The sequence below is a fragment of the Nostoc sp. T09 genome, from assembly GCF_002154695.1.
Classification (GTDB): domain Bacteria; phylum Cyanobacteriota; class Cyanobacteriia; order Cyanobacteriales; family Nostocaceae; genus Aulosira.
The window spans coordinates 1-19,437 of record NZ_MTAV01000018.1; the positions used below are offsets into that span (position 1 = coordinate 1).

Genomic DNA, 19,437 nt, shown 5'->3' on the forward strand with positions numbered 1-19,437 from the left:
GTGTGGGAGGTGTGGGGAGTGTGGGGAGTGTGGGGGATTAGTCGAGTAACCAATCATCTGGATGGGTAATCATTTTGACTAACCCGCTAAGGATTTGATTGTAATTTCCGTAGAGTTTTCTTCCTTGTTCGACCGTGAGATACTGGCATTTTACGGCAAACTTTAACCACACTTGAGTTTCTGCTGCCTCCGCTTGTCTACGACACGCTACGCGAACACAATCATTCAATTTAGCAACAAAAGCAGCTTTATATCTCCGTTTTCTCCAAGCTTCTGCCAGATTAGCACAGACTGAGCGAGAAGAGCGCCGAATTTGATCGGTTAATGAATATTTTTCTTCAGATGGGAACTTTTTAGAATATTCAAAAATTTGCATCGCTGTTTCAAATGCCAATTGATAAATAGCTAAATCCTCATGAGTTCTAAAATACTTTTTCCTTTTTTCTTCCATCTTCTTTAATTTCGACCGCTCTGTTCTCAATCTTCCCACACCTCCCACACTCCCCACACCCCCCACACCCCATATATGTTGCAATCAATAAACACCTTTTTTACCTCAAGCCCCTTTATCCCCCACGGGCATTGCTATCTCTGGAATCCAGGGTTGGTATTTTTACATGTGCTATCTGATTCTTTAATTGCCCTAGCATATTATTCGATTCCGTTAACATTGCTCTATTTCGTCTACAAGCGCAAAAGCTTTGCCTTCAAGGGTATATTTCTGTTATTTAGTGCTTTTATAGTTGCTTGTGGCACAACTCATGTTATGTCAATTTGGACACTTTGGTATCCAAATTATTGGGTATCTGGTGTTGTCAAAGCCATGACGGCAATAGTTTCGGTTTACACGGCGCTCGTGCTAGTAGAACTAGTACCCAAAGTGCTAGAAATGCCCAGTACAGAACAGTTAGAAGCAACTAACCAAGAACTGCAACAGCAAATCATTGAACGTCAAAGGGCAGAAGCCGCACTAAGCGATAGCGAAAGGCGATTCCGGGCTATCTTTGACCAGACTTTCCAATTTATGGGGTTGCTGCAACCAGATGGCACACTTTTAGAAGTCAACCGAACCGCCCTCAACTTTGGCGGGCTGACTCATGCTGATGTCATCAATCGCCCGCTTTGGCAGACGCGATGGTGGACAATTTCACAGGAAACTCAAAATCGCTTACAAGCTGCGATCGCTCAGGCAGCATCTGGTCAATTTGTCCGTTATCAAGTTGATGTCAGGGGTGCAGAAGATACACAAGCAAGGGTTGATTTTTCCCTCAAACCTGTGTTTGATGAAGCTGGGCAAGTAGTCATACTCATCGCTGAAGGCCGTGATATTAGCGCTGTCTACTATGAGCTGCACTTACGCAAACAAGCAGAGGCAGCATTACGTAAAGCGCATGATGAGTTAGAAATTCGAGTTCAAGAACGAACTACAGAGTTATTGGAAGCTAATGAAGCTTTACAGACTGAAATTACTGAACGTCAACGCATAGAATCACAGCTAAGGAATACAACAACACTGCAACGCGCGATTTTAAATAGTGCTAACTACACAATTATTTCCACCACACCAGAAGGTATCATTCAAACTTTTAATGCAGCGGCGGAACGATGGCTGGGATATACTGCCCATGAGGTAGTTAAGAAAACAACTCCAGCAATCATCCATGACTGGGATGAAATTGTGAAAGTGGCGCAAGAACTGTCTCAAGAACTGGGTGTAAATATTGAGCCTGGATTTGAGGTATTTGTTGCTAAGGCGCGACGTGGGCAGATAGACGAGCGCGAATGGACTTACATCCGCAAAGACGGTTCGCGCTTTCCGGTGCTGCTGTCAGTAACAGCTTTGCGTGACGCAGAAAACAATATTACAGGCTTTCTCGGCATTGGCAGCGACATCAGCGATGTCTACGAAGAGCTTCGCTTACGCAAAGCGGCTGAGGAGGCTTTACGCCAAAGCGAACATCGGTATGCCACCTTAGCAAAAGCTGCACCAGTCGGAATTTTCCGTACTGATGCTTCTGGATACTGCAACTTCATGAACAAGCAAGCCTGTGAGATTATTGGAGCTATTCCAGAAGAGTTACTTGGAGAAGGCTGGATAAAATTTTTGCATCTTGAAGATCGCCAGCGTGTGATTAGGCAATGGCATCAAACTATACAACAAAAATTACCTTTTAAATCTGAGCATCGTTTTCGTAATTACAAGGGCAAAACCACTTGGGTGTTAGCTCAGGCAGTAGCGGAGATGGGAACGGGAGGAGAAGTTACTGGCTTTATTGGCACAATCACAGATATTAGCGAACAGCAAGCTGCGCTGCGCGATCGCACAATAGCAGAGGAAGCACTGAGCCAAAGTGAAGCCACCCTCCGCAGTTTCTTTGACAGCGCACCGATGCTGATGGGAATTGTTGAGGTGATGGAGGATGACATTCTACATATTTCTGATAATGCCACGGCCGCGAAATTTTATGGACTGACACCAACAATAATGCAGAATCGGCTAGCCAGCGAATTGGGCACGCCACAAAATTATATACACCAATGGATTGAGAATTATCGCGAAGCCGAGCGCAGCCATTCTCCGGTTCGCTTTGAATATACTCACGAGACGCCCACAGGTAAGAGATGGCTGTCAGCAACAGTTTCGGCAATTAATAGCGATCGCAGTAGCCGTGCGCGATTTTGTTATGTAGTTGAAGATATTAGCGATGTCTACGACGAGCTTCGCTTACGTAAGCAATCACAAGAGGAACTACAGAAACAAGCATTTCTTCTCGACCTAACTCACGACACAATCATAGTCCGCGATTCAAACGCTAGGATTACCTTTTGGAACCGTGGTGCAGAGGAGATGTACGGCTGGGCTAAAGCAGAAGCAATTGGACAAATTTCTCATGAATTCTTGCAAACTAAATTTCCCCAGCCGATAGCAGAAATTGAAGCTGAACTTTTGCAAACAGGGCGTTGGGAAGGTGAACTCGTACACACTAAACGTGATGGTACCTCTGTTGTCGTCGCCAGCCGTTGGGCATTGCAGCGCGACGAGCAAGGTAAAGTTGAAAGAACTCTTGAGATTAATAACGATATTACCGAGCGTAAACAAACCGAAGATGAACTTCGTCACCTGAGTCAAGCATTAGAAAGCGCAGTCGAAGGCATATCACAGTTAGATACTCAGGGACGTTATCTCAAGATAAATCCAGCTTATGCCAGCGCAGTTGGTTACCAACCAGAGGAATTGATTGGTATGGAATGGCATTTAACCGTACACCCAGAAGATCTAGAAAAATTGAATGCAGCTTATCAATTAATGCTGGCCAACGGCAAGGTGGAACAAGAAGCTAGAGGTGTGCGAAAAGATAAGTCAGTTTTTGATAAACAAGTGGTGATGGTCAAAGCCTATGACCGACAGCAGCAATTCATTGGGCATTATTGTTTTATGAAAGATATTAGCGATCGCCGCGAAATCGAACGCCTCAAAGATGAATTTGTTTCAGTAGTTAGTCATGAATTGCGCACGCCCCTCACTTCTATTTCTGGTGCCTTGGATTTATTAGCAGGTGGAGTTCTGCAAGCCGAGCCTGAAGAAGCGCAACGGATGTTAGATATTGCTGCTAGTAATACAGATCGGTTGGTGCGTCTAATTAATGACATCTTGGATATCGAACGCATCGAGTCGGGCAAGGTACAGATGACTCAGGAACTCTGTGATGCAGGCGAGTTAATGACTCAATCATTAGAGATTGTAGAAGAAATGGCAGAGCAAGCAGGGGTGACATTATCAGTTTCTCCCCTATCAGTGCCAATTTGGGCCGATCCCGACCGGATAATTCAAGTTTTTACCAACTTACTCAGCAATGCGATTAAATTTTCGCCTCCGGGTTCAACAATTTGGTTGAGTGCCGAAATTCCAGCAGCCAAACAAATCCGCTTCCAAGTCAAAGACCAAGGTCGGGGTATCCCGGCTGAGAAACTCGAATCTATCTTTGAGCGCTTTGGACAAGTGGATGCTTCCGACTCCCGCCAAAAGGGAGGAACAGGTTTAGGTTTAGCTATTTGTCGGAGTATTTTGCACCATCATGACGGGCAAATCTGGGTTGAAAGTACCTTCAAAGAAGGCAGCAGTTTCTTCTTTACGCTGCCAATTCTTTCACAAGAGGACACCGGGGCAATCGGGCAAAGGGACAGGGAGAATCAAGAAAATCTCTCCCCGTCTTTGCTGCTTCTAGGCACTGCTTCCACAGTTTCGCCTCTAATACTAGAGTGTGACGACGATCCCTCCGTTCGGGTTGTAGTGCAAACCATGCTAGAACGACAAGGTTACCGTGTTATGGCAGCTGCATCGGGACAAGAAGCTGTAGAGCAGGCAAAGTTGTACCATCCTGATGCAATTATTCTCAACTTGATGATGCCGGGTATGGATGGTTGGGAAACCCTGGCAATTCTCAAACAGCAACCACACACCCAAAACATTCCTGTAATCATTCTCAGTGGTTTATTACCCAATGCCAATAAAATTTTGCCCCACAGTGTTAGCGATTGGATTGTCAAACCTCCCAATCCCAAACTGTTGTGTCAAGCTCTAGAAAAAGCTACGGTCACGCAAAATCAATCTATCAAAGTATTAATCATAGAAGATGATCTAGATTTGGCACAGGTACTCATTGCCCTGTTTAATCGTCATGGCATTGTCACTTTTTATGCCCAAACAGGACGGGAAGCCATACAGGTAAGCCAGAACATTATGCCTGATTTGTTGGTACTGGATTTAGGATTGCCAGAAAACGATGGTTTTGCTGTTGTCGATTGGCTACGACAACATCAGCGCCTGTGCCAAGTGCCGTTAGTTGTATACACAGCGCGAGATTTAGATGAGAGCGATCGCGAACGGTTAAAGTTAGGGCAAACCTTATTCCTCACCAAAGGACGCATTACACCCCAAGAATTTGAACAGCGAGTTATTAACTTGCTTAACCGGATGATTCGCGACAATAGCGAAGGAAGCTAGGACGAATGTATGGAGTTTCGCCTGTGTTTCCCTGCTTCTTCTTTGACCTAATGTATAGTTAGATTTGTTATGACCACGAAACGCATTCTCATCATTGATGATGAATATGATATCCGAGCAGTAGCTGAACTCGCCTTGAAAGCAGTAGGTGCTTGGCAAGTTTCGACGGCTGCTTCTGGTAGTGAGGGAGTTGCTAAGGCAGTTGCCGAACAGCCAGATGCGATCCTTTTGGATGTGATGATGCCTGATATGGATGGAATCGCTACCTTTCAAGCGTTACAAGCGAATCCTGCCACTAAGTCAATTCCTGTTATTTTGCTGACAGCGAAAGCACAAGCTACCGAAAAACGGCGATTTGCTGAACTAGCAGTCCGAGCAATTATCACCAAGCCTTTCAAAGCCATGAAATTGCCTGCTCAAATTGCAGCGGCTCTCAACTGGTAGACTCGAAAAATTTTTTCTAAATTCTTTTCATCTCCACAATTTCTGCATTTTTGAGTTTTAAAGTTAAAAGCAACTAGAAAACCACCAACTTGATAACACTTTAACTCAGGGTGGAGTACAAATTCACCTCCACCCTAATTCTTCTACTTTCACGAGTTGGTTATGTTTCTTTGCAGTAACTCATTGGTGCAATATGGAAGATTTAGAGCTATTCCACTTTCATCTTGAAAGAGCAATCTACATTTTAAACTTTCAAGATAAAAAATTAGCAGAATGTTGGGTAACCCAGCTTCACAGTAGCATGGGTTTTCAATACACAGAATCTTTTTTAACAGCAGCAGTACTTGAATTGTCTATAACTGATACTGAGACATTTCACTGGGTTTTAGATAACTTGCATGGCTGGAAACCCTACGCTCAATTACTAGCAGCAGTTACTAGATTTGTCCTCAAAAAACTCATTGAAAAAGGATTTATTCCTAGTAAAGACTTTAGTTTTGACGCTCAAGGTAAGATTTTAATGCATGAAAATACTAAAACAGTAATCACGGCAGATACTTCCGATTCAGATAGACTCTTAATTGAAAAAGTCTTACTAACTCCCAAACAAGTTCATTCACTAACAAAATGATGTTTACCACTAAATTCGCTTCAATTCAATTTCCCAAGGTTCTACTACAACCAGTCCGTCAACGCCTTGAATCCTGCAAAATAGAAAATTACCGATTAGCGCGATTACTCTGCAAGATTATTCCGGCCAGTTGTCCTTTTGAACGAGAAATTAAACTCTGCGATCGCACTATTGTTCACATTCCGCCTATATGTAAGCTCAATCCTTTCTACGAACAGTTAGTTGAGCTACGTTTCAAAGCTTTAAGCTATTTAGCAGATGAGTGTGGTGAAGATGTAACGATGTTTTGCTAACAAGTTTCATTCCATAATTAAAATTTTTCTAATTACCCAGTACCCAGAATAAATTCCTCTTTTACGACTCTTGAGCCACTAAACCTAGTATTCTTGTAAGCTTTTCCAAAAATCTTGCTTCGCTGCTATATATTTAGCAATTTGTGCTTGATTTAAAGGTATAACTGTTGTTCCGGGACGAATAGGCTGTAATAGAGCATTCAGGCTACAAGATGAATTACTAGCCTTTCTGTAGACGCAACCAAAACTTATACCAGGTATCCGAAAGTAATCGCCAATTCGTAATTGTTGAAAAGTCATTGGATTCTCAGCTGATATACAAAATAACGGTTACGAAGTAGAAACTGATGGAAATAATCTACACTGTTATCTTATATTTGCTTCGTGATGTCTATAGTTAATTCAATTAGAATCCTTTATCAAACATTTAATTGGCGTACACTCAGTCGCTATAATACCTACTGTGTAATGGTTATTTTATTTCTGAATTTTAAATTTTGAATTGCTTATATTTGGCAGGCTTTTTAGTTAGATACACTTAACCCTCAGGCAAAAGCCCCTCAGGTACAGTCATTTACCATTCTCTAGTAAGGTGTTTTTGAAGCCCTGAGAGTTAGCTCTCCCGGCAAGAAAAAGCAAAATGTGCTAGAATTGTACCAAAATATGGCAATTATTCAAGAGTAAATTGGAATAATTTTGCATTTTGTCAACTAGAAGGGCTAAAATCTGCGATTTTTGGAGTTTTTTAGGTTATGACAACCTCACAGGAGAGGATTATCCCGACAGATCTGCGGAACGAAATGTCCCGGTCTTATCTGGAATACGCCATGAGTGTGATTGTGGGTCGGGCGCTGCCAGATGCCAGGGATGGTCTGAAACCTGTGCATCGTCGCATCCTCTACGCAATGCACGAGCTAGGTTTAACTCACGATCGCCCGTTTCGTAAATGCGCCCGTGTGGTTGGGGAAGTGTTGGGTAAATATCACCCCCACGGTGACACGGCGGTGTATGATGCGTTGGTGCGGATGGCACAGGATTTTTCCATGCGATCGCCTTTAATCAACGGGCATGGTAATTTTGGTTCCGTAGATAACGATCCGCCGGCGGCAATGCGGTACACAGAATGTCGCTTGCAAGCCTTAACTGGCACAGCCTTACTTCACGACATCGAATCGGAAACCGTAGATTTTATCGATAACTTCGACGGTTCCCAACAAGAACCAACAGTTTTACCAGCACGGATTCCGCAGCTATTGCTGAATGGTTCTTCTGGGATTGCCGTGGGGATGGCGACTAATATCCCGCCGCACAATTTGGGTGAACTGATTGATGGATTAGTGGCATTGATTCACAATCCAGAAATCACCAATCTCCAGTTAATGCAGTATATCCACGGCCCAGACTTTCCCACTGGGGCGCAGGTTTTGGGGACGGCGGCGATTAAAGAAGCTTACACCACCGGGCGCGGTTCGATTACCATGCGTGGCGTGGCTAACATCGAAACGATTGAACAAAGAGGTCGTCCGGAAAGAGAAGCAATTATCGTCACCGAATTGCCTTATCAAACCAACAAAGCAGCATTAATTGAAAAAATTGCCGAGTTGGTGAATGACAAACGGATCGAGGGAATTGCAGATATTCGGGATGAAAGCGATCGCGATGGAATGCGAATCGTCATCGAACTCAAGCGCGATGCCTATCCGCGAGTTGTCCTCAACAACCTCTACAAGCAAACCCCACTGCAAGCCAACTTTGGGGCCAATATGCTGGCGTTGGTGAATGGTGAACCTCAGACTCTCACCATCAAGCAGTTCTTAGAAGTCTTTCTAGATTTCCGGATCGAATCGATTAATCGACGCACACGCTACGAACTGCGGAAAGCTGAAGAACGCGACCATATCCTACAAGGCTTGTTAATTGCATTGGCGCATTTAGACGCAATCATTAACCTGATTCGTCATGCTTCCGATGCACCCACAGCCAAAGGTGAACTGATTACAACCTATGGGCTTTCCGAAGTCCAAGCCGATGCGATTTTGCAGATGCAACTACGGCGGTTAACAGCCTTAGAAGCAGATAAAATACGCCAAGAACACGAAGATTTACAAACCCAAATTGCCGACCTGCAAGATATTTTGGCACGGCGGGAAAGAGTACTGACAATCATTGAAGACGAAGTTTCGCAAATCAAAACTAGCTTCGCCACACCCCGACGCACAGTAATTACCCATGCGGAAGGAGAATTAGACGATCTTGACCTGATAGCAAATGAAAAAGCGATCATTTTGCTAACAGAGCAAGGTTACATCAAACGGATGCCAGTCAACACCTTTGAAGCCCAAAGCCGTGCTACTAGAGGCAAAGCCGGGGCGAAGGTCAAAGATGATGATACCATTGAACATTTCCTCACTTGCTGCGATCACGACAGTGTTTTATTCTTTAGCGATCGCGGAGTTGTCTACTGCCTGAAAGCTTATCAAATTCCCGTGGGTTCTCGGACTAGTCGTGGTACGCCAATTGTCCAAATGTTGCCCATTCCCAAGGAAGAAAAAATTACTTCCATTGTCCCAGTTGACGAATTTAGCAGCGAAGAATTCTTGGTGATGCTAACCAAAGGTGGCAATATCAAGAAAACCGTATTGGAAGCATTTAGTAATATCCGGGCCAACGGCTTAATTGCGATTTCCTTAGAAGAAGGCGACCAACTACGCTGGGTACGACGCGCTAAGGTAGAAGACAGTGTAATTGTGGGTTCTCGTCATGGGATGGCAATTCACTTTCGCTGTAACCATGAACAACTGCGTCCTCTAGGTAGGGCGACTCGTGGTGTAAAATCCATGAAACTGAAAGCTGGGGATGAATTGGTGGGTATGGATATCCTCCCAGCAGAAATTCTCGATACCTTGAGTACAGTTACAGAAACAGAAGGCGACATCGAAGAAATCATCGAAATCGAAGAAATCGAAATTGAAGAATCCACAGAAGTACCAGCTAACGCTAGTACTGGCCCTTGGGTTTTGGTAATTACGATGGGTGGATATGGAAAGCGCGTACCAGTTGCCCAATTCCGCTTGCAAAATCGAGCTGGTCAAGGTTTAATGGCAACCAAATTCAAAAACCGCAAAACCAAAGACAAATTAGCTACCTTGCAGATTGTCAACAGCGATGATGAAATCATGATGGTCACAAATCGCGGTATTATTATTCGCCAGGCAGTGAATGCGATTTCCATACAATCGCGATCGGCAACAGGCGTGAGAGTACAGCGTCTAGACGAAGATGATGCGATCACCGGAGTAGCCATAGTTCCTCCTGATACCGGCGATACTGGTGAATTAGAAGAGGCAGAATGAAGTATAGACCTTTTGCATAAGTCGATTTTTTGGATATCGAACCACAGATGAACACAGATGAACACAGATAAATATCGGTGTTTATCTGTGGTTTTTTATTCTTATTCGGATTTTTGCAAGAAATCTTATGAAGTATCAAGCAAGAAAACTATTTTTATCCTTTAGCCTTTACGCTTTATCCTTGATCGCTGGGGTATTGATGGGGCTGACTGTAGCCCCTGTGGGTGCTTGGTTCCTAGCTTGGATTGCCCTTGCCCCCCTTTGGGTTTTAGTTGTTCAACAAAGTAGGCAATTAGAAGGTAAAAGGCGAAAGTTCTTCCTTTTACCTTTATTGTGGGGTATTGGTTATCACGGGTTAGCTTTATTTTGGATTACAGGCATCCATCCGATGAATTGGTTGGGTGTTCCTTGGCTGGCGAGTTTGGCAATTACCGTTTTCTGTTGGACATTCGTTACCCTTTGGGGGGCAGCAATAGTCACAGTTTGGGCGGCTTTGATGGTGCGTTTAGCTGATTCGCAACCACTTTTGCGAGTGCTGATTGGCACAGCTATCTGGTGCGGATTAGAAGGACTTTGGAGTGCTGGTGCTTTATGGTGGAGTTCTCTTTCTTACACACAAAGCCCACATAATCTAGTAATTTTACATCTGGGTCAACTGACTGGACCAAGTGCTGTTACAGCCGCAATTGTTGCTGTGAATGGCTTGATTGCAGAGGCGTGGCTTCACCGCCAACAAGCGAAGAGTTACTCTCATAAATATTTAGCGATCGCCGTTGGATTATTCATTACCTTACACCTCATCGGTTTTAGTTTATACAGCATTCCCCTCAGCAAATCCCCAGAAAAAGCTTTAAAAGTAGGGATTGTTCAAGGTAATATTCCTAACATTATTAAACTGCGACCAGAAGGTTTGCGTCGAGCGATCGCAGGTTACACCGATGGCTATTTAACTTTAGTAGATCAAGGTGTAGATGCAGTCCTCACCCCAGAAGGAGCCTTACCTTTTTTCCAGCGTAAATTGAGCACAACTCCGATTGTTTCAGCAATACAGGAAAAAGGTGTGGTTGCTTGGATTGGTGCTTTTGGAGAACAAGGACGCAGCTATACAAATAGCTTGTTTACTTATACTGGTAACGGGGAAGTTTTTAGCCGCTACGACAAAACCAAGTTAGTACCATTGGGCGAATATATCCCCTTTGAAGCGATTTTAGGCCAAATTATTCAGCGCTTGTCACCACTGGATGAACACCAAGTTCCGGGTTCACCCAATCAACTCTTTGATACTCCTTTTGGTCGGGCGATCACTGGTATTTGTTACGACTCAGCTTTTTCGGCACAATTTCGCCGTCAAGCGGCTGCGGGGGGGCAATTTATCCTCAGTTCCTCTAATGATGCTCATTATACTGCCGCAATGCCATTTCAGCACCATGCACAGGATATGATGCGAGCAATTGAAACCGATAGATGGTCAGTGCGGGCGACTAATACAGGGTACTCAGCGTTTATCGACCCTCACGGTAGAACTTTGTGGATATCTGGATATAATAGCTACGAAACCCATGCCGAAACTATTTATCAACGGCAAACCCAAACTTTATATGTGCGGTGGGGTGATTGGTTGACACCCTTGTTGTTGGGTTTAGGTGTATTGGGGTGGTTTTGGCAGAAAAAATCAAATCCTTTGATATAGTTTCAGATGCTTTAGTTAAAGATATATTCTGACAGAATGATGGCGATCGCAACTTGCGATCGTAAAATCGAGGGGTTAGCCAAACTGGAGGGATTGTGTCATGGAAGACTTCCCGCAACGCAAGTTGTTATCTGCTCTCAGTCATGGAGCGATATTTTTTAGTTCTACAATTGTATCTATTGGCATACCAATTGCAATTTTGTTGCTCAGCAACGACACCATTGTTAAAGACAATGCCAGAGAATCCCTTAATTTTCACATCAACCTTTACATTTATGGACTGATTTTTGGATTGCTGATTCTGGTGGGGATTGGGATTGTGCTGTTGATTGGGTTGTGGGCTATCAGTATCATCATGCCCATTATTGCTATTGTCAAAATTTTGAGCGATCGCGATGTATCGTATCGCTACCCCTTTATCTTTCGCCTGGTTTAAGCATTTTATCCAACCGCAAAGGCGATCGCTGCCATTTTGAGAACAGCAATTTTAGCGAAGTCTGACAAATCCTGCTTTATCGAGCAACTCTTGTCCCTGATTTATTATTACTGGTTTTTAGTACACTGGTGCCAATACCAGAGTACTAAAAACCGTCAAAAACCACCTCCAACTAGCCCAATCGTAATTACAAAAGCTAGCAAAAGAAGGGCGGTTTCATTCTTTTTTGACATATTTGGAGATTGCTTGATAGACCGCTTCTATGTTTATATTTCCTAAGTCAGATTACTAACTTCTTGTTGATACCCGAAAGGTGGCTAGCCTCTGGGTAGAAGTCAGAAATCTCGCAGCCCATCAACATTAATTAAATAAACTACTAAGGGCAAAACAAGGTATCACGAGTATCTCGCCCTGTTGTGGGATTAACACCTTTCGCAACCTTACATAATTTTTTTTGTTCATCCGGACGCAGCAGTACATCAGTAAAATCTGCTCCATCAACGATCGCACCATCAAACTTAGCATTCGCCGCAAAAGCACCTTCCAATACTGCATTGGTCAAATTTGCTTTCATGAAGCGAGCGGAATCCAACGTAGCATTGCTAAGATTAGCTCCCTCGAAATTTGCTGATTCCAGATTTGCTGCAAAAAAGCTAACACCGCTCAAGTTGGCTTTACTGAAGTTGCTCTTTTTGAGATTAGCTTTAGTAAAGCTAGAGTCTGTTAAATCTCGTCCAGAGAAATCAGATTCTACCAAAATTTCCTTGTTATATTCGAGTGCCAAAGCTGTGGGAGCACAACCTATAATTGCGGTGATGCCAAGTAATCCGCAAAGCACTACACTGAGTACACTTGTCCAAACCCGAACACTTAATCTTTTAGTCATAAAAATTTTCAGCCAATGGCGAAACCTCCAGGATCTCATTATCCCGACATTGGTGACCTAGGTGAAGACCTAGTAGCACAATGGCTGCAATCTACAGGTTGGTTAATTCTCCATCGTCGCTTTTCTTGCCGTTGGGGAGAAATCGATATTATTGCCCAATATGATGGAAAAATACAGGAGTTAATTCACCCTGTGTCTTACCACCACTCAACCTTGGCATTTGTGGAAGTCAAAACTCGTAGTTCAGGTAATTGGGATTTAGGGGGAAGAAGTGCTATCACTCCCAAAAAGCAAACAAAACTTTGGCGTACCGCTGAGATGTTTTTAGCTAATTACCCGGAAAAGGCAGATTACCCATGCAGATTTGATGTTGCTATTGTCCACTGCCAGAGGATTACAAACAACTTTTCTGAAGTAACATTTACCCAGAAAGCCCTAGCCAGTTCATTAGTAGCTGGTTATGAGTTCCAACTCCTAGAATACATTCCCGCCGCTTTTGACTCTGTAGTTGATAACGCGTAATTGGTCACTAGTATTTATAGACAAATCTGTTGTTACTAATGACCAATGACATAATTATTTTTTAACAGCTTTCAAGCCAAAGGTGATCACGCTAATGTTTCGGGACAGTAGCCTAATCCTCGAACAAACTGTTGCCGGAATGCCTCAATTTCTTCTCTTTCTGGGCTACCATGAGAAACGATAGCTACTTGGTAGCGACGCATCACGTCTACAGGACACTGTCCTGCTTCTAAACTCCAAAGTGCCATTTGCACCCTCATTGGTGGCTCGTAGCTAATTCCTAATTCATTGAGAAAAGCTCGAAAGTCACCATCAACCTGGGGTGAGACTTGACCTTTGAATTTGATCCTCACCACCCAGCCATCTATTTGATGAATTACGGTGACGAAGGAAACAGGCATCTGGGGTCTGCCATGCAGGTATTGAACGACCCTCAGAGTTAGACTGGCATTTGCCAGGTAATACAAGTATTCCATGTTGGTGCTTGGGATCAAAGCCAATCCTACATTTCTATATTCGTCAATAAATGCCAGATCCCGGTAGGGTAAAAGCCCCCGTTTTTAGATAGGGAGGTTTACCCAATTTTTATATTGGGGTTTACGTGGTACGTAATAATATCAATCTTAAAATCAAGGCATTAAATCGAGCAGCGATCCCTTAGAGTTTCATAAATCGGGAAAGCTCAAATAGGCTTATTGAAGGCAGATTCAATCTAAATGAAGCAACAAATAACACAGGCAAATTTGAACTATACCTCAAACATAGAGGGAGAAAATGTGAACTTAGACCGTTCATTAGCTGGGTATGACTACGAACTTCCGCCCGAACTCATTGCCCAAAATCCAGTAATACCTAGAGATAGCTCGCGGTTACTAGTAGTAAATTCCCGAAGTATACACCATCTTTTCCGCGATCTGCCAGAATTTTTACGGCCGGGTGATTTACTGATAATGAACAATACAAAAGTTATCCCGGCTCGGCTATATGGCCGTAAATCTACTGGTGCGGAAATTGAGGTGTTAATGCTAGAGGAACGGCAATATAACTGTTGGTTAGCTTTAGTTAAACCAGGAAAACGCTTCAAAAAAGGAACAAAAATTATTTTTGAACCTAGAGGAGGTGGGGAAGCAAATTCTGCCTCATCCCCTTCTTTGCTCACAGCTACGGTACTAGAAACAGATCCGGCGACTGGGGGACGGCTATTGCAATTTGAAGTGCCTGAGGGAGTTTCTTTAGTGCAATTGTTGGAGGTATTTGGTGAAGTACCTTTACCGCCTTACATTACCGCATCTGAAGCTGGTGACGAACAGTATCAGACTGTTTATGCCAAATATCCAGGAGCGATCGCAGCGCCAACGGCAGGACTACACTTTACTCCAGAATTATTAGAAAAGTTGCGCGATCGCGGCATTAATCAAGCTTTTATTACACTGCATGTTGGGGTGGGAACATTTCGCCCCGTAGAAGTCGAAGATGTCACTAGCCACCATATGCATGAAGAATGGATTGAAGTTCCCGCCTCAACAATAGAGCAGATCCAGGCTACTAAAGCAGCAGGTGGTCGGATTATTGCTGTGGGTACAACAGCAGTAAGAGCTTTAGAAGGAGCGGCACAATCTGGGACATTACAACCATTTTGTGGGAAGACAAACTTATTTATCTATCCTGGTTACCAATGGCGGGTAGTAGATGGTTTAATTACTAATTTTCACCTGCCACGCTCTAGCTTGTTGATGTTAGTGAGTGCTTTGATTGGTAGAGAAAAATTGTTAAGTATATACCAAGAAGCGATCGCTGCTCGCTATCGTTTCTATTCCTTTGGAGATGCAATGTTAATTTTGCCAGAAGCAGTCAAAAATTCAAGTTCTGAGTGAGGTATTTAAAATCTTTAAATTTCACTTTTAATTTTTCATGTTGTGGTGGGTACTCTGACTTATAAGGATCTAACAATAAGTACAGGCCTGCCACTCATGTTTAACAAACATCAACTTCGCCAGTGGTTTCGCAGTTTTTCTCAAGTAGCGCTGCACCGGAGTGCTCATCGGCAGTTGCTTTCGACTTCCGTTGCATTTTTGGTATTAGCTGCACCAACAATGATTAATTTACCAGGAAGCAAGCTCTTGGCCCAGAACGTTGTCAGTAAGGATCTGGAAGCAGCTAGCTTTTTCCAACAGGGAGTCATGCGTTATAACCGCCAAGACTTACAAGGCGCAGAATATGCCTTCCGCGAAGCGCTGCGGCGAGACGCCAACCTAGGAATAGCAAGGAATTACTTGGGTAATATTCTCTTCCAGGAAAACCGTCTGGATGTTGCTGTACAAGAGTATGCAGAGGCGATTCGGTTAAATCCTAATTACGGTGAGGCTTATTATAATTTAGGTTTAACATTGCACCAACAAGGTCAAAAAGAAGCAGCAATTACCGCTTATCGTCAAAGCCTGGTGATCGATCCAACAATGGCAGCAGCCCAGTATAACCTGGGTTTGGCACTTTACGAACAAGGGCAGATCCCAGAAGCGATCGCCGCCTACCAGCAAGCAATTAATCTCAATGGCAGCAATGGGAATGCTTATTTTAACCTAGCGATCGCCCTACAACAGCAAGGTCAAATGCAAGAAGCGATCGCTGCTTACAAACAAGCTTTGCAACGAGATCCTGAAAATGCCGCAACTTACAATAATCTGGGAAGTCTGATGGCAATTCAAGGTCAGTCATCTGAGGCTATTGCTGTTTACCAGCAAGCTATTAGTCAGAATCCCAAAAATGCTTTGGCTTTCTACAATTTAGGCGTGACTTTATACAATCAAGGCCATATTAAACAAGCCAATAGCGCCTTGAAACGTGCCCGTAAAGAGTACCAAGACCGAGGTGAAATCGCGCAAACCGATAAAATTGACCAGTTAATGCTGCAAATTGCCCAGAAGGTAGCATCACAGCAAGCTCAAGCTAGTAAACCCTCCACTTCTGCCGCGGCTGCAACCACTAGAACTATCCTATTCAAACAAACTGAGCCACAACAGCCAAATCAACCAGAAGTTCCGCAAGCAACTCAAAGCGATCCTGGTTATGTACCAGTTTTGGAACCACAACCTACTTCTATGAGTCCCCGCTAATCGTATATCGAGGCTTGGTAGGTAGGGGAAGGGGGATAAGGAAGACAAGAATAAATTTCCCCCTGCTCCCTCTTATGCTTATTTCACCTTGGCGCGGAAGCGAACAAAGCCATAGGAATTAGATGGAGTACCAGATCCAGTTGCTTGCGGTAGGTTAGGCAAATCTGGACTGCGTGTGATATTTACTACTACAGCCCCATAGATGTTATTGCCACAAAATGATGGCGTAGATGGATCGTTAGCAACATAATAACGTCCGCGCTCGCTACTATCCTGGATATTGCTCAGGTAAACTGTAGGGGTTGTAGAACCAATTGCTAGGGCAATCCCTTGATCTGCTCCGGCTAAACCGCCATCATTTGGAGTCAGACCATTAAAGGCAGTGGCAATAAAAGTAGTATTGGCAGGAACTAGGTCACAGAATTGGACGTTAGTTGCACTACCCAGTCCTTTAGAGAGAAAGTAGATAGTATATTCTAAATCGTCTCCTGGCTTGATAGTGCTACCATTAATCAATCCTCGCAAGTAGCCGCTAGGCCATTTGGCATCATTATCATCAAGATCGCGGGGTGCTGCGACATAGTTGCTAGCAGTAGTAGAAATATCACTGCGGCCATCTACAACAGTTGTGAAGTCCTGGTTGTTGATGCGGGTAATGCGTTTAACTAATAAAAGCTTGGGAGTACTGCCTATTGTAATGGTACTGACAGCGATATTACTAGCTAAATTATCGCTATCGATGAGCTGAACATTAATCGTTCGGCTGGTAGTATTGGGATTAGCAGCCGTGTTGTTGTATTTTAGAGTAGCAATAATTTGTTGATAATTCGCTAAGGTAGCCGTGCCAGTTAGGGTAATTTGTCCAGTGCTGGAGTTATAGGCGCTGGCAGTTACTCCCGAAACCGTACCACCAACAGTGGCGTCAATGCTGAGAATTTCACTATTGCCATCGGGACGAGTGGTGAGAGTAATCGTTGCGGAGTTGATATTGGTTTTGTCGTCGGTGATGGTTACATCTGTATCAGCCGCTGCAACTGCTCCATTACCAGTAAAGCTGTTTTTATAGTTATTGCCTGTGGCACCAGAACTATTGTTCCCATCTAAGTCAATGGTGGGAGGCAGCAGTATATTAATGGTACTGACAGCGATGTTGCTGGTAAAGTTGTCGCTATCAGTGACCTGAACATTAATTATCCGGCTAGTAGTATTGGGACTAGCAGTAGTATTGTTGTATTTTAGGGTGGCAATGATTTTCTGATAATTTGCTTTGCTGGTCACGCCAGTTAGGGTAATTTGTCCAGTGCTGGAATTATAGGTACTAGCAGTTACTCCCGAAACCGTACCACCAGCAGTAGTGTCAATGCTGAGAATTTCACTATTGCCATCAGGACGGGTGGTGAGAGTAATCGTTGCCGAGTTGATATTAGTTTTGTCGTCGGTGATGATCGCATCTGTATCAGCCGCCGTGACAAATCCACCACTAGCCGCAAAATTATTTTTATAATCATTGCCTGTAGCACCAGAACTGTTGTTCCCATCCAAATCGATAGTAGGGGGAAACATACTAATGGTACTCACAGCAGTGTTGCTACTTAAGCCATCACTATCTGTGACTTGGACATTGATGATGCGGCTAGCGATCGTAATATTACTAACATTAGCAATGTTGTTATATTTCAGAGTAGCGATGATTTTTTGATAATTCGCTATAGTACTCGTACCCGTTAGGGTAATTTGTCCAGTAGTAGAGTTATAAGCACTGGCAGTTACCCCAGAAATCGTACCACCTGCGGTAGCGTCAATACTGAGAGACTCTTTGTTGCCATCAGGATGGTTGGTGAGGATAATAGTTGCCGAGTTAATATTGGTTTTGTCATCAGTGATGATCACGTCTGTATCAACCGCCGCAACAGATCCGCTAGCATTAAAGCCGTTTCTATAGTCATTGCCTATGGCACCGGAACTATTATTGCCATCCAAATCAATAGTAGGGGGACCAGCGTTAACTGCTGTGATAGTAAATGCATTGACACCTAAGCCAAAATCACTGTTGTAGTGATAGCTACTACCTGAGTAATCATAGATGAGGTTGCTAATTGTGGCAGTACCAGTTGAGAGTACCTTAACTGTATAAGTTGTGGTGACATCATTACCCGCTTTACCACCTGAATAACCGTCTGGAATTGATGATTCATTACATTCTAAGTTGTTATGATAAAAACTGCTGGTAAAATCATTAGTCCAGCCACAGGCATCTGCATAAACTGAATTATTCTGTGCGCCTGATGGTGATGTGTAGGTACTAGAGACACCAAGTACCTGGAACATGATATTAGGAAAGTTGGGGGAAAATACTAATTGTTCGTATCCCCCAGTAGCAGTTTTTCCAGTCACGGTATATTGGTAAGTCTGTCCGACAACAACAGTAGTGGGACCAGTAATACTGAGTACAGAGTTACGGTTTTGGGAAATCAGTTTTTCAACATACAACTCCCGATTTGTAGGAGTGCTGACAACTCCAACTGTATCCGCAGTTGCTTCAATGTGATATTGCTGCGTGGTGTTATAAGCTGCCGAATTACGTGTAATCTCAACGTTATAGTAAAAATCATTACAGTTATTAGGGATAGAACTATAGGATGTGGGAGGGCGAGTATTTGCCGCAGAGGTAGAACCTGCTGGCAGAGAAGCAATCGAGAGGATGTTGGAGTACTGTAAGTTGATGTAAGGGTTATTAGCGCCGTCTTTCACAAAAGTAGCTTTGACATTAGTTGCAGTGGTAGTGCCAACATTACAAACACGCGCACCCACCATATATACATTTGGTCCGACGCTGACGTTGTTGCTATCTAATCCTAGGATGTTCCAAGTAATGGGGGTAATTGTCAGTTGTGGAGCTGCGATCGCAGAAGAAAATGGCCATAAAATTAATCCTGCCGTAGCTAGGGCAGTTGAAGCCAAAAACTTGAATAATCCAGAGGTTTGAATTTTCATCGCTGGAATTCCTCTGGAATCTTTGTACTAACAGACAATGCTTGATGATTCCGGTTTTGGGAATCAGCAG

15 protein-coding genes are annotated in these 19,437 nt (G+C 43.6%); 10 read left to right on the forward strand and 5 right to left on the reverse strand.

The window, feature by feature from the left end; genetic code table 11:
• Positions 1-37: 37 nt before the first annotated feature.
• Positions 38-451, reverse strand: coding sequence for a four helix bundle protein (locus BV372_RS05800; protein WP_086684530.1), 414 nt, complete (start codon positions 449-451; stop codon positions 38-40).
• Between the two features lie 315 nt (positions 452-766).
• Here BV372_RS05800 and BV372_RS05805 point away from each other — a divergent pair, with 315 nt between their 5' ends.
• The 4 genes from BV372_RS05805 to BV372_RS05820 all read left to right on the forward strand — a co-directional run bounded on the left by BV372_RS05805 (position 767) and on the right by BV372_RS05820 (position 6,373).
• Positions 767-5,005 carry a PAS domain S-box protein gene (locus BV372_RS05805; protein ID WP_086684657.1) on the forward strand — a complete coding sequence of 1,413 codons (4,239 nt, stop codon included), beginning with the start codon at positions 767-769 and terminating at the stop codon, positions 5,003-5,005.
• Positions 5,006-5,074: 69 nt separating this feature from the next.
• Entirely contained in the window at positions 5,075-5,449 is a 375-nt protein-coding gene (locus tag BV372_RS05810; RefSeq protein ID WP_086684533.1) for a response regulator, read from the forward strand.
• A gap of 193 nt (positions 5,450-5,642) precedes the next feature.
• Complete coding sequence (locus BV372_RS05815; protein WP_086684536.1) at positions 5,643-6,080, forward strand: hypothetical protein; 438 nt, start codon at positions 5,643-5,645, stop codon at positions 6,078-6,080.
• Positions 6,080-6,373 (forward strand): Mo-dependent nitrogenase C-terminal domain-containing protein, encoded by a 294-nt coding sequence (locus BV372_RS05820; protein ID WP_086684539.1) that lies wholly within the window; start codon positions 6,080-6,082, stop codon positions 6,371-6,373. Before BV372_RS05815 ends, BV372_RS05820 begins: the two co-directional genes overlap by 1 nt.
• A gap of 84 nt (positions 6,374-6,457) precedes the next feature.
• On the opposite strand, the gene BV372_RS05825 is transcribed toward BV372_RS05820, so the two are convergent.
• On the reverse strand, positions 6,458-6,673 hold the full coding sequence (locus BV372_RS05825; RefSeq protein ID WP_086684542.1) for a hypothetical protein: 216 nt from the start codon (positions 6,671-6,673) through the stop codon (positions 6,458-6,460).
• 452 nt (positions 6,674-7,125) lie between these two features.
• Between BV372_RS05825 and gyrA the strand changes: the two genes are divergently transcribed.
• The 3 genes from gyrA (at position 7,126) to BV372_RS05840 (ending at position 11,852) form a co-directional block, all read left to right on the forward strand.
• Positions 7,126-9,726 (forward strand): DNA topoisomerase (ATP-hydrolyzing) subunit A, encoded by a 2,601-nt coding sequence (gyrA, locus tag BV372_RS05830; protein ID WP_086684545.1) that lies wholly within the window; start codon positions 7,126-7,128, stop codon positions 9,724-9,726.
• A gap of 127 nt (positions 9,727-9,853) precedes the next feature.
• Positions 9,854-11,416 (forward strand): apolipoprotein N-acyltransferase, encoded by a 1,563-nt coding sequence (gene lnt, locus BV372_RS05835; protein ID WP_086684548.1) that lies wholly within the window; start codon positions 9,854-9,856, stop codon positions 11,414-11,416.
• 100 nt (positions 11,417-11,516) lie between these two features.
• Complete coding sequence (locus BV372_RS05840; protein ID WP_086684550.1) at positions 11,517-11,852, forward strand: DUF4870 domain-containing protein; 336 nt, start codon at positions 11,517-11,519, stop codon at positions 11,850-11,852.
• A 376-nt stretch (positions 11,853-12,228) separates the two neighbouring features.
• Here the strand turns inward: BV372_RS05840 and BV372_RS05845 are convergent, their stop codons facing one another.
• Entirely contained in the window at positions 12,229-12,738 is a 510-nt protein-coding gene (locus BV372_RS05845) for a pentapeptide repeat-containing protein (protein WP_086684553.1), read from the reverse strand.
• A gap of 15 nt (positions 12,739-12,753) precedes the next feature.
• On the opposite strand from BV372_RS05845, the gene BV372_RS05850 reads away from it, so the two are divergent.
• On the forward strand, positions 12,754-13,260 hold the full coding sequence (locus tag BV372_RS05850; protein ID WP_086684556.1) for a YraN family protein: 507 nt from the start codon (positions 12,754-12,756) through the stop codon (positions 13,258-13,260).
• Positions 13,261-13,346: 86 nt separating this feature from the next.
• On the opposite strand, the gene BV372_RS05855 is transcribed toward BV372_RS05850, so the two are convergent.
• Positions 13,347-13,736 (reverse strand): hypothetical protein, encoded by a 390-nt coding sequence (locus tag BV372_RS05855; RefSeq protein WP_086684558.1) that lies wholly within the window; start codon positions 13,734-13,736, stop codon positions 13,347-13,349.
• A 240-nt stretch (positions 13,737-13,976) separates the two neighbouring features.
• On the opposite strand from BV372_RS05855, the gene queA reads away from it, so the two are divergent.
• Both queA and BV372_RS05865 read left to right on the forward strand, forming a co-directional pair.
• Positions 13,977-15,134, forward strand: coding sequence for a tRNA preQ1(34) S-adenosylmethionine ribosyltransferase-isomerase QueA (gene queA, locus BV372_RS05860; RefSeq protein WP_086684561.1), 1,158 nt, complete (start codon positions 13,977-13,979; stop codon positions 15,132-15,134).
• A 96-nt stretch (positions 15,135-15,230) separates the two neighbouring features.
• The gene (locus BV372_RS05865; RefSeq protein WP_086684564.1) at positions 15,231-16,373 is read left to right on the forward strand and encodes a tetratricopeptide repeat protein; all 1,143 of its coding nucleotides are present in this window, start codon (positions 15,231-15,233) and stop codon (positions 16,371-16,373) included.
• A 78-nt stretch (positions 16,374-16,451) separates the two neighbouring features.
• On the opposite strand, the gene BV372_RS05870 is transcribed toward BV372_RS05865, so the two are convergent.
• Complete coding sequence (locus BV372_RS05870) at positions 16,452-19,367, reverse strand: hypothetical protein (protein ID WP_086684567.1); 2,916 nt, start codon at positions 19,365-19,367, stop codon at positions 16,452-16,454.
• Between the last annotated feature and the right edge of the window lie 70 nt (positions 19,368-19,437).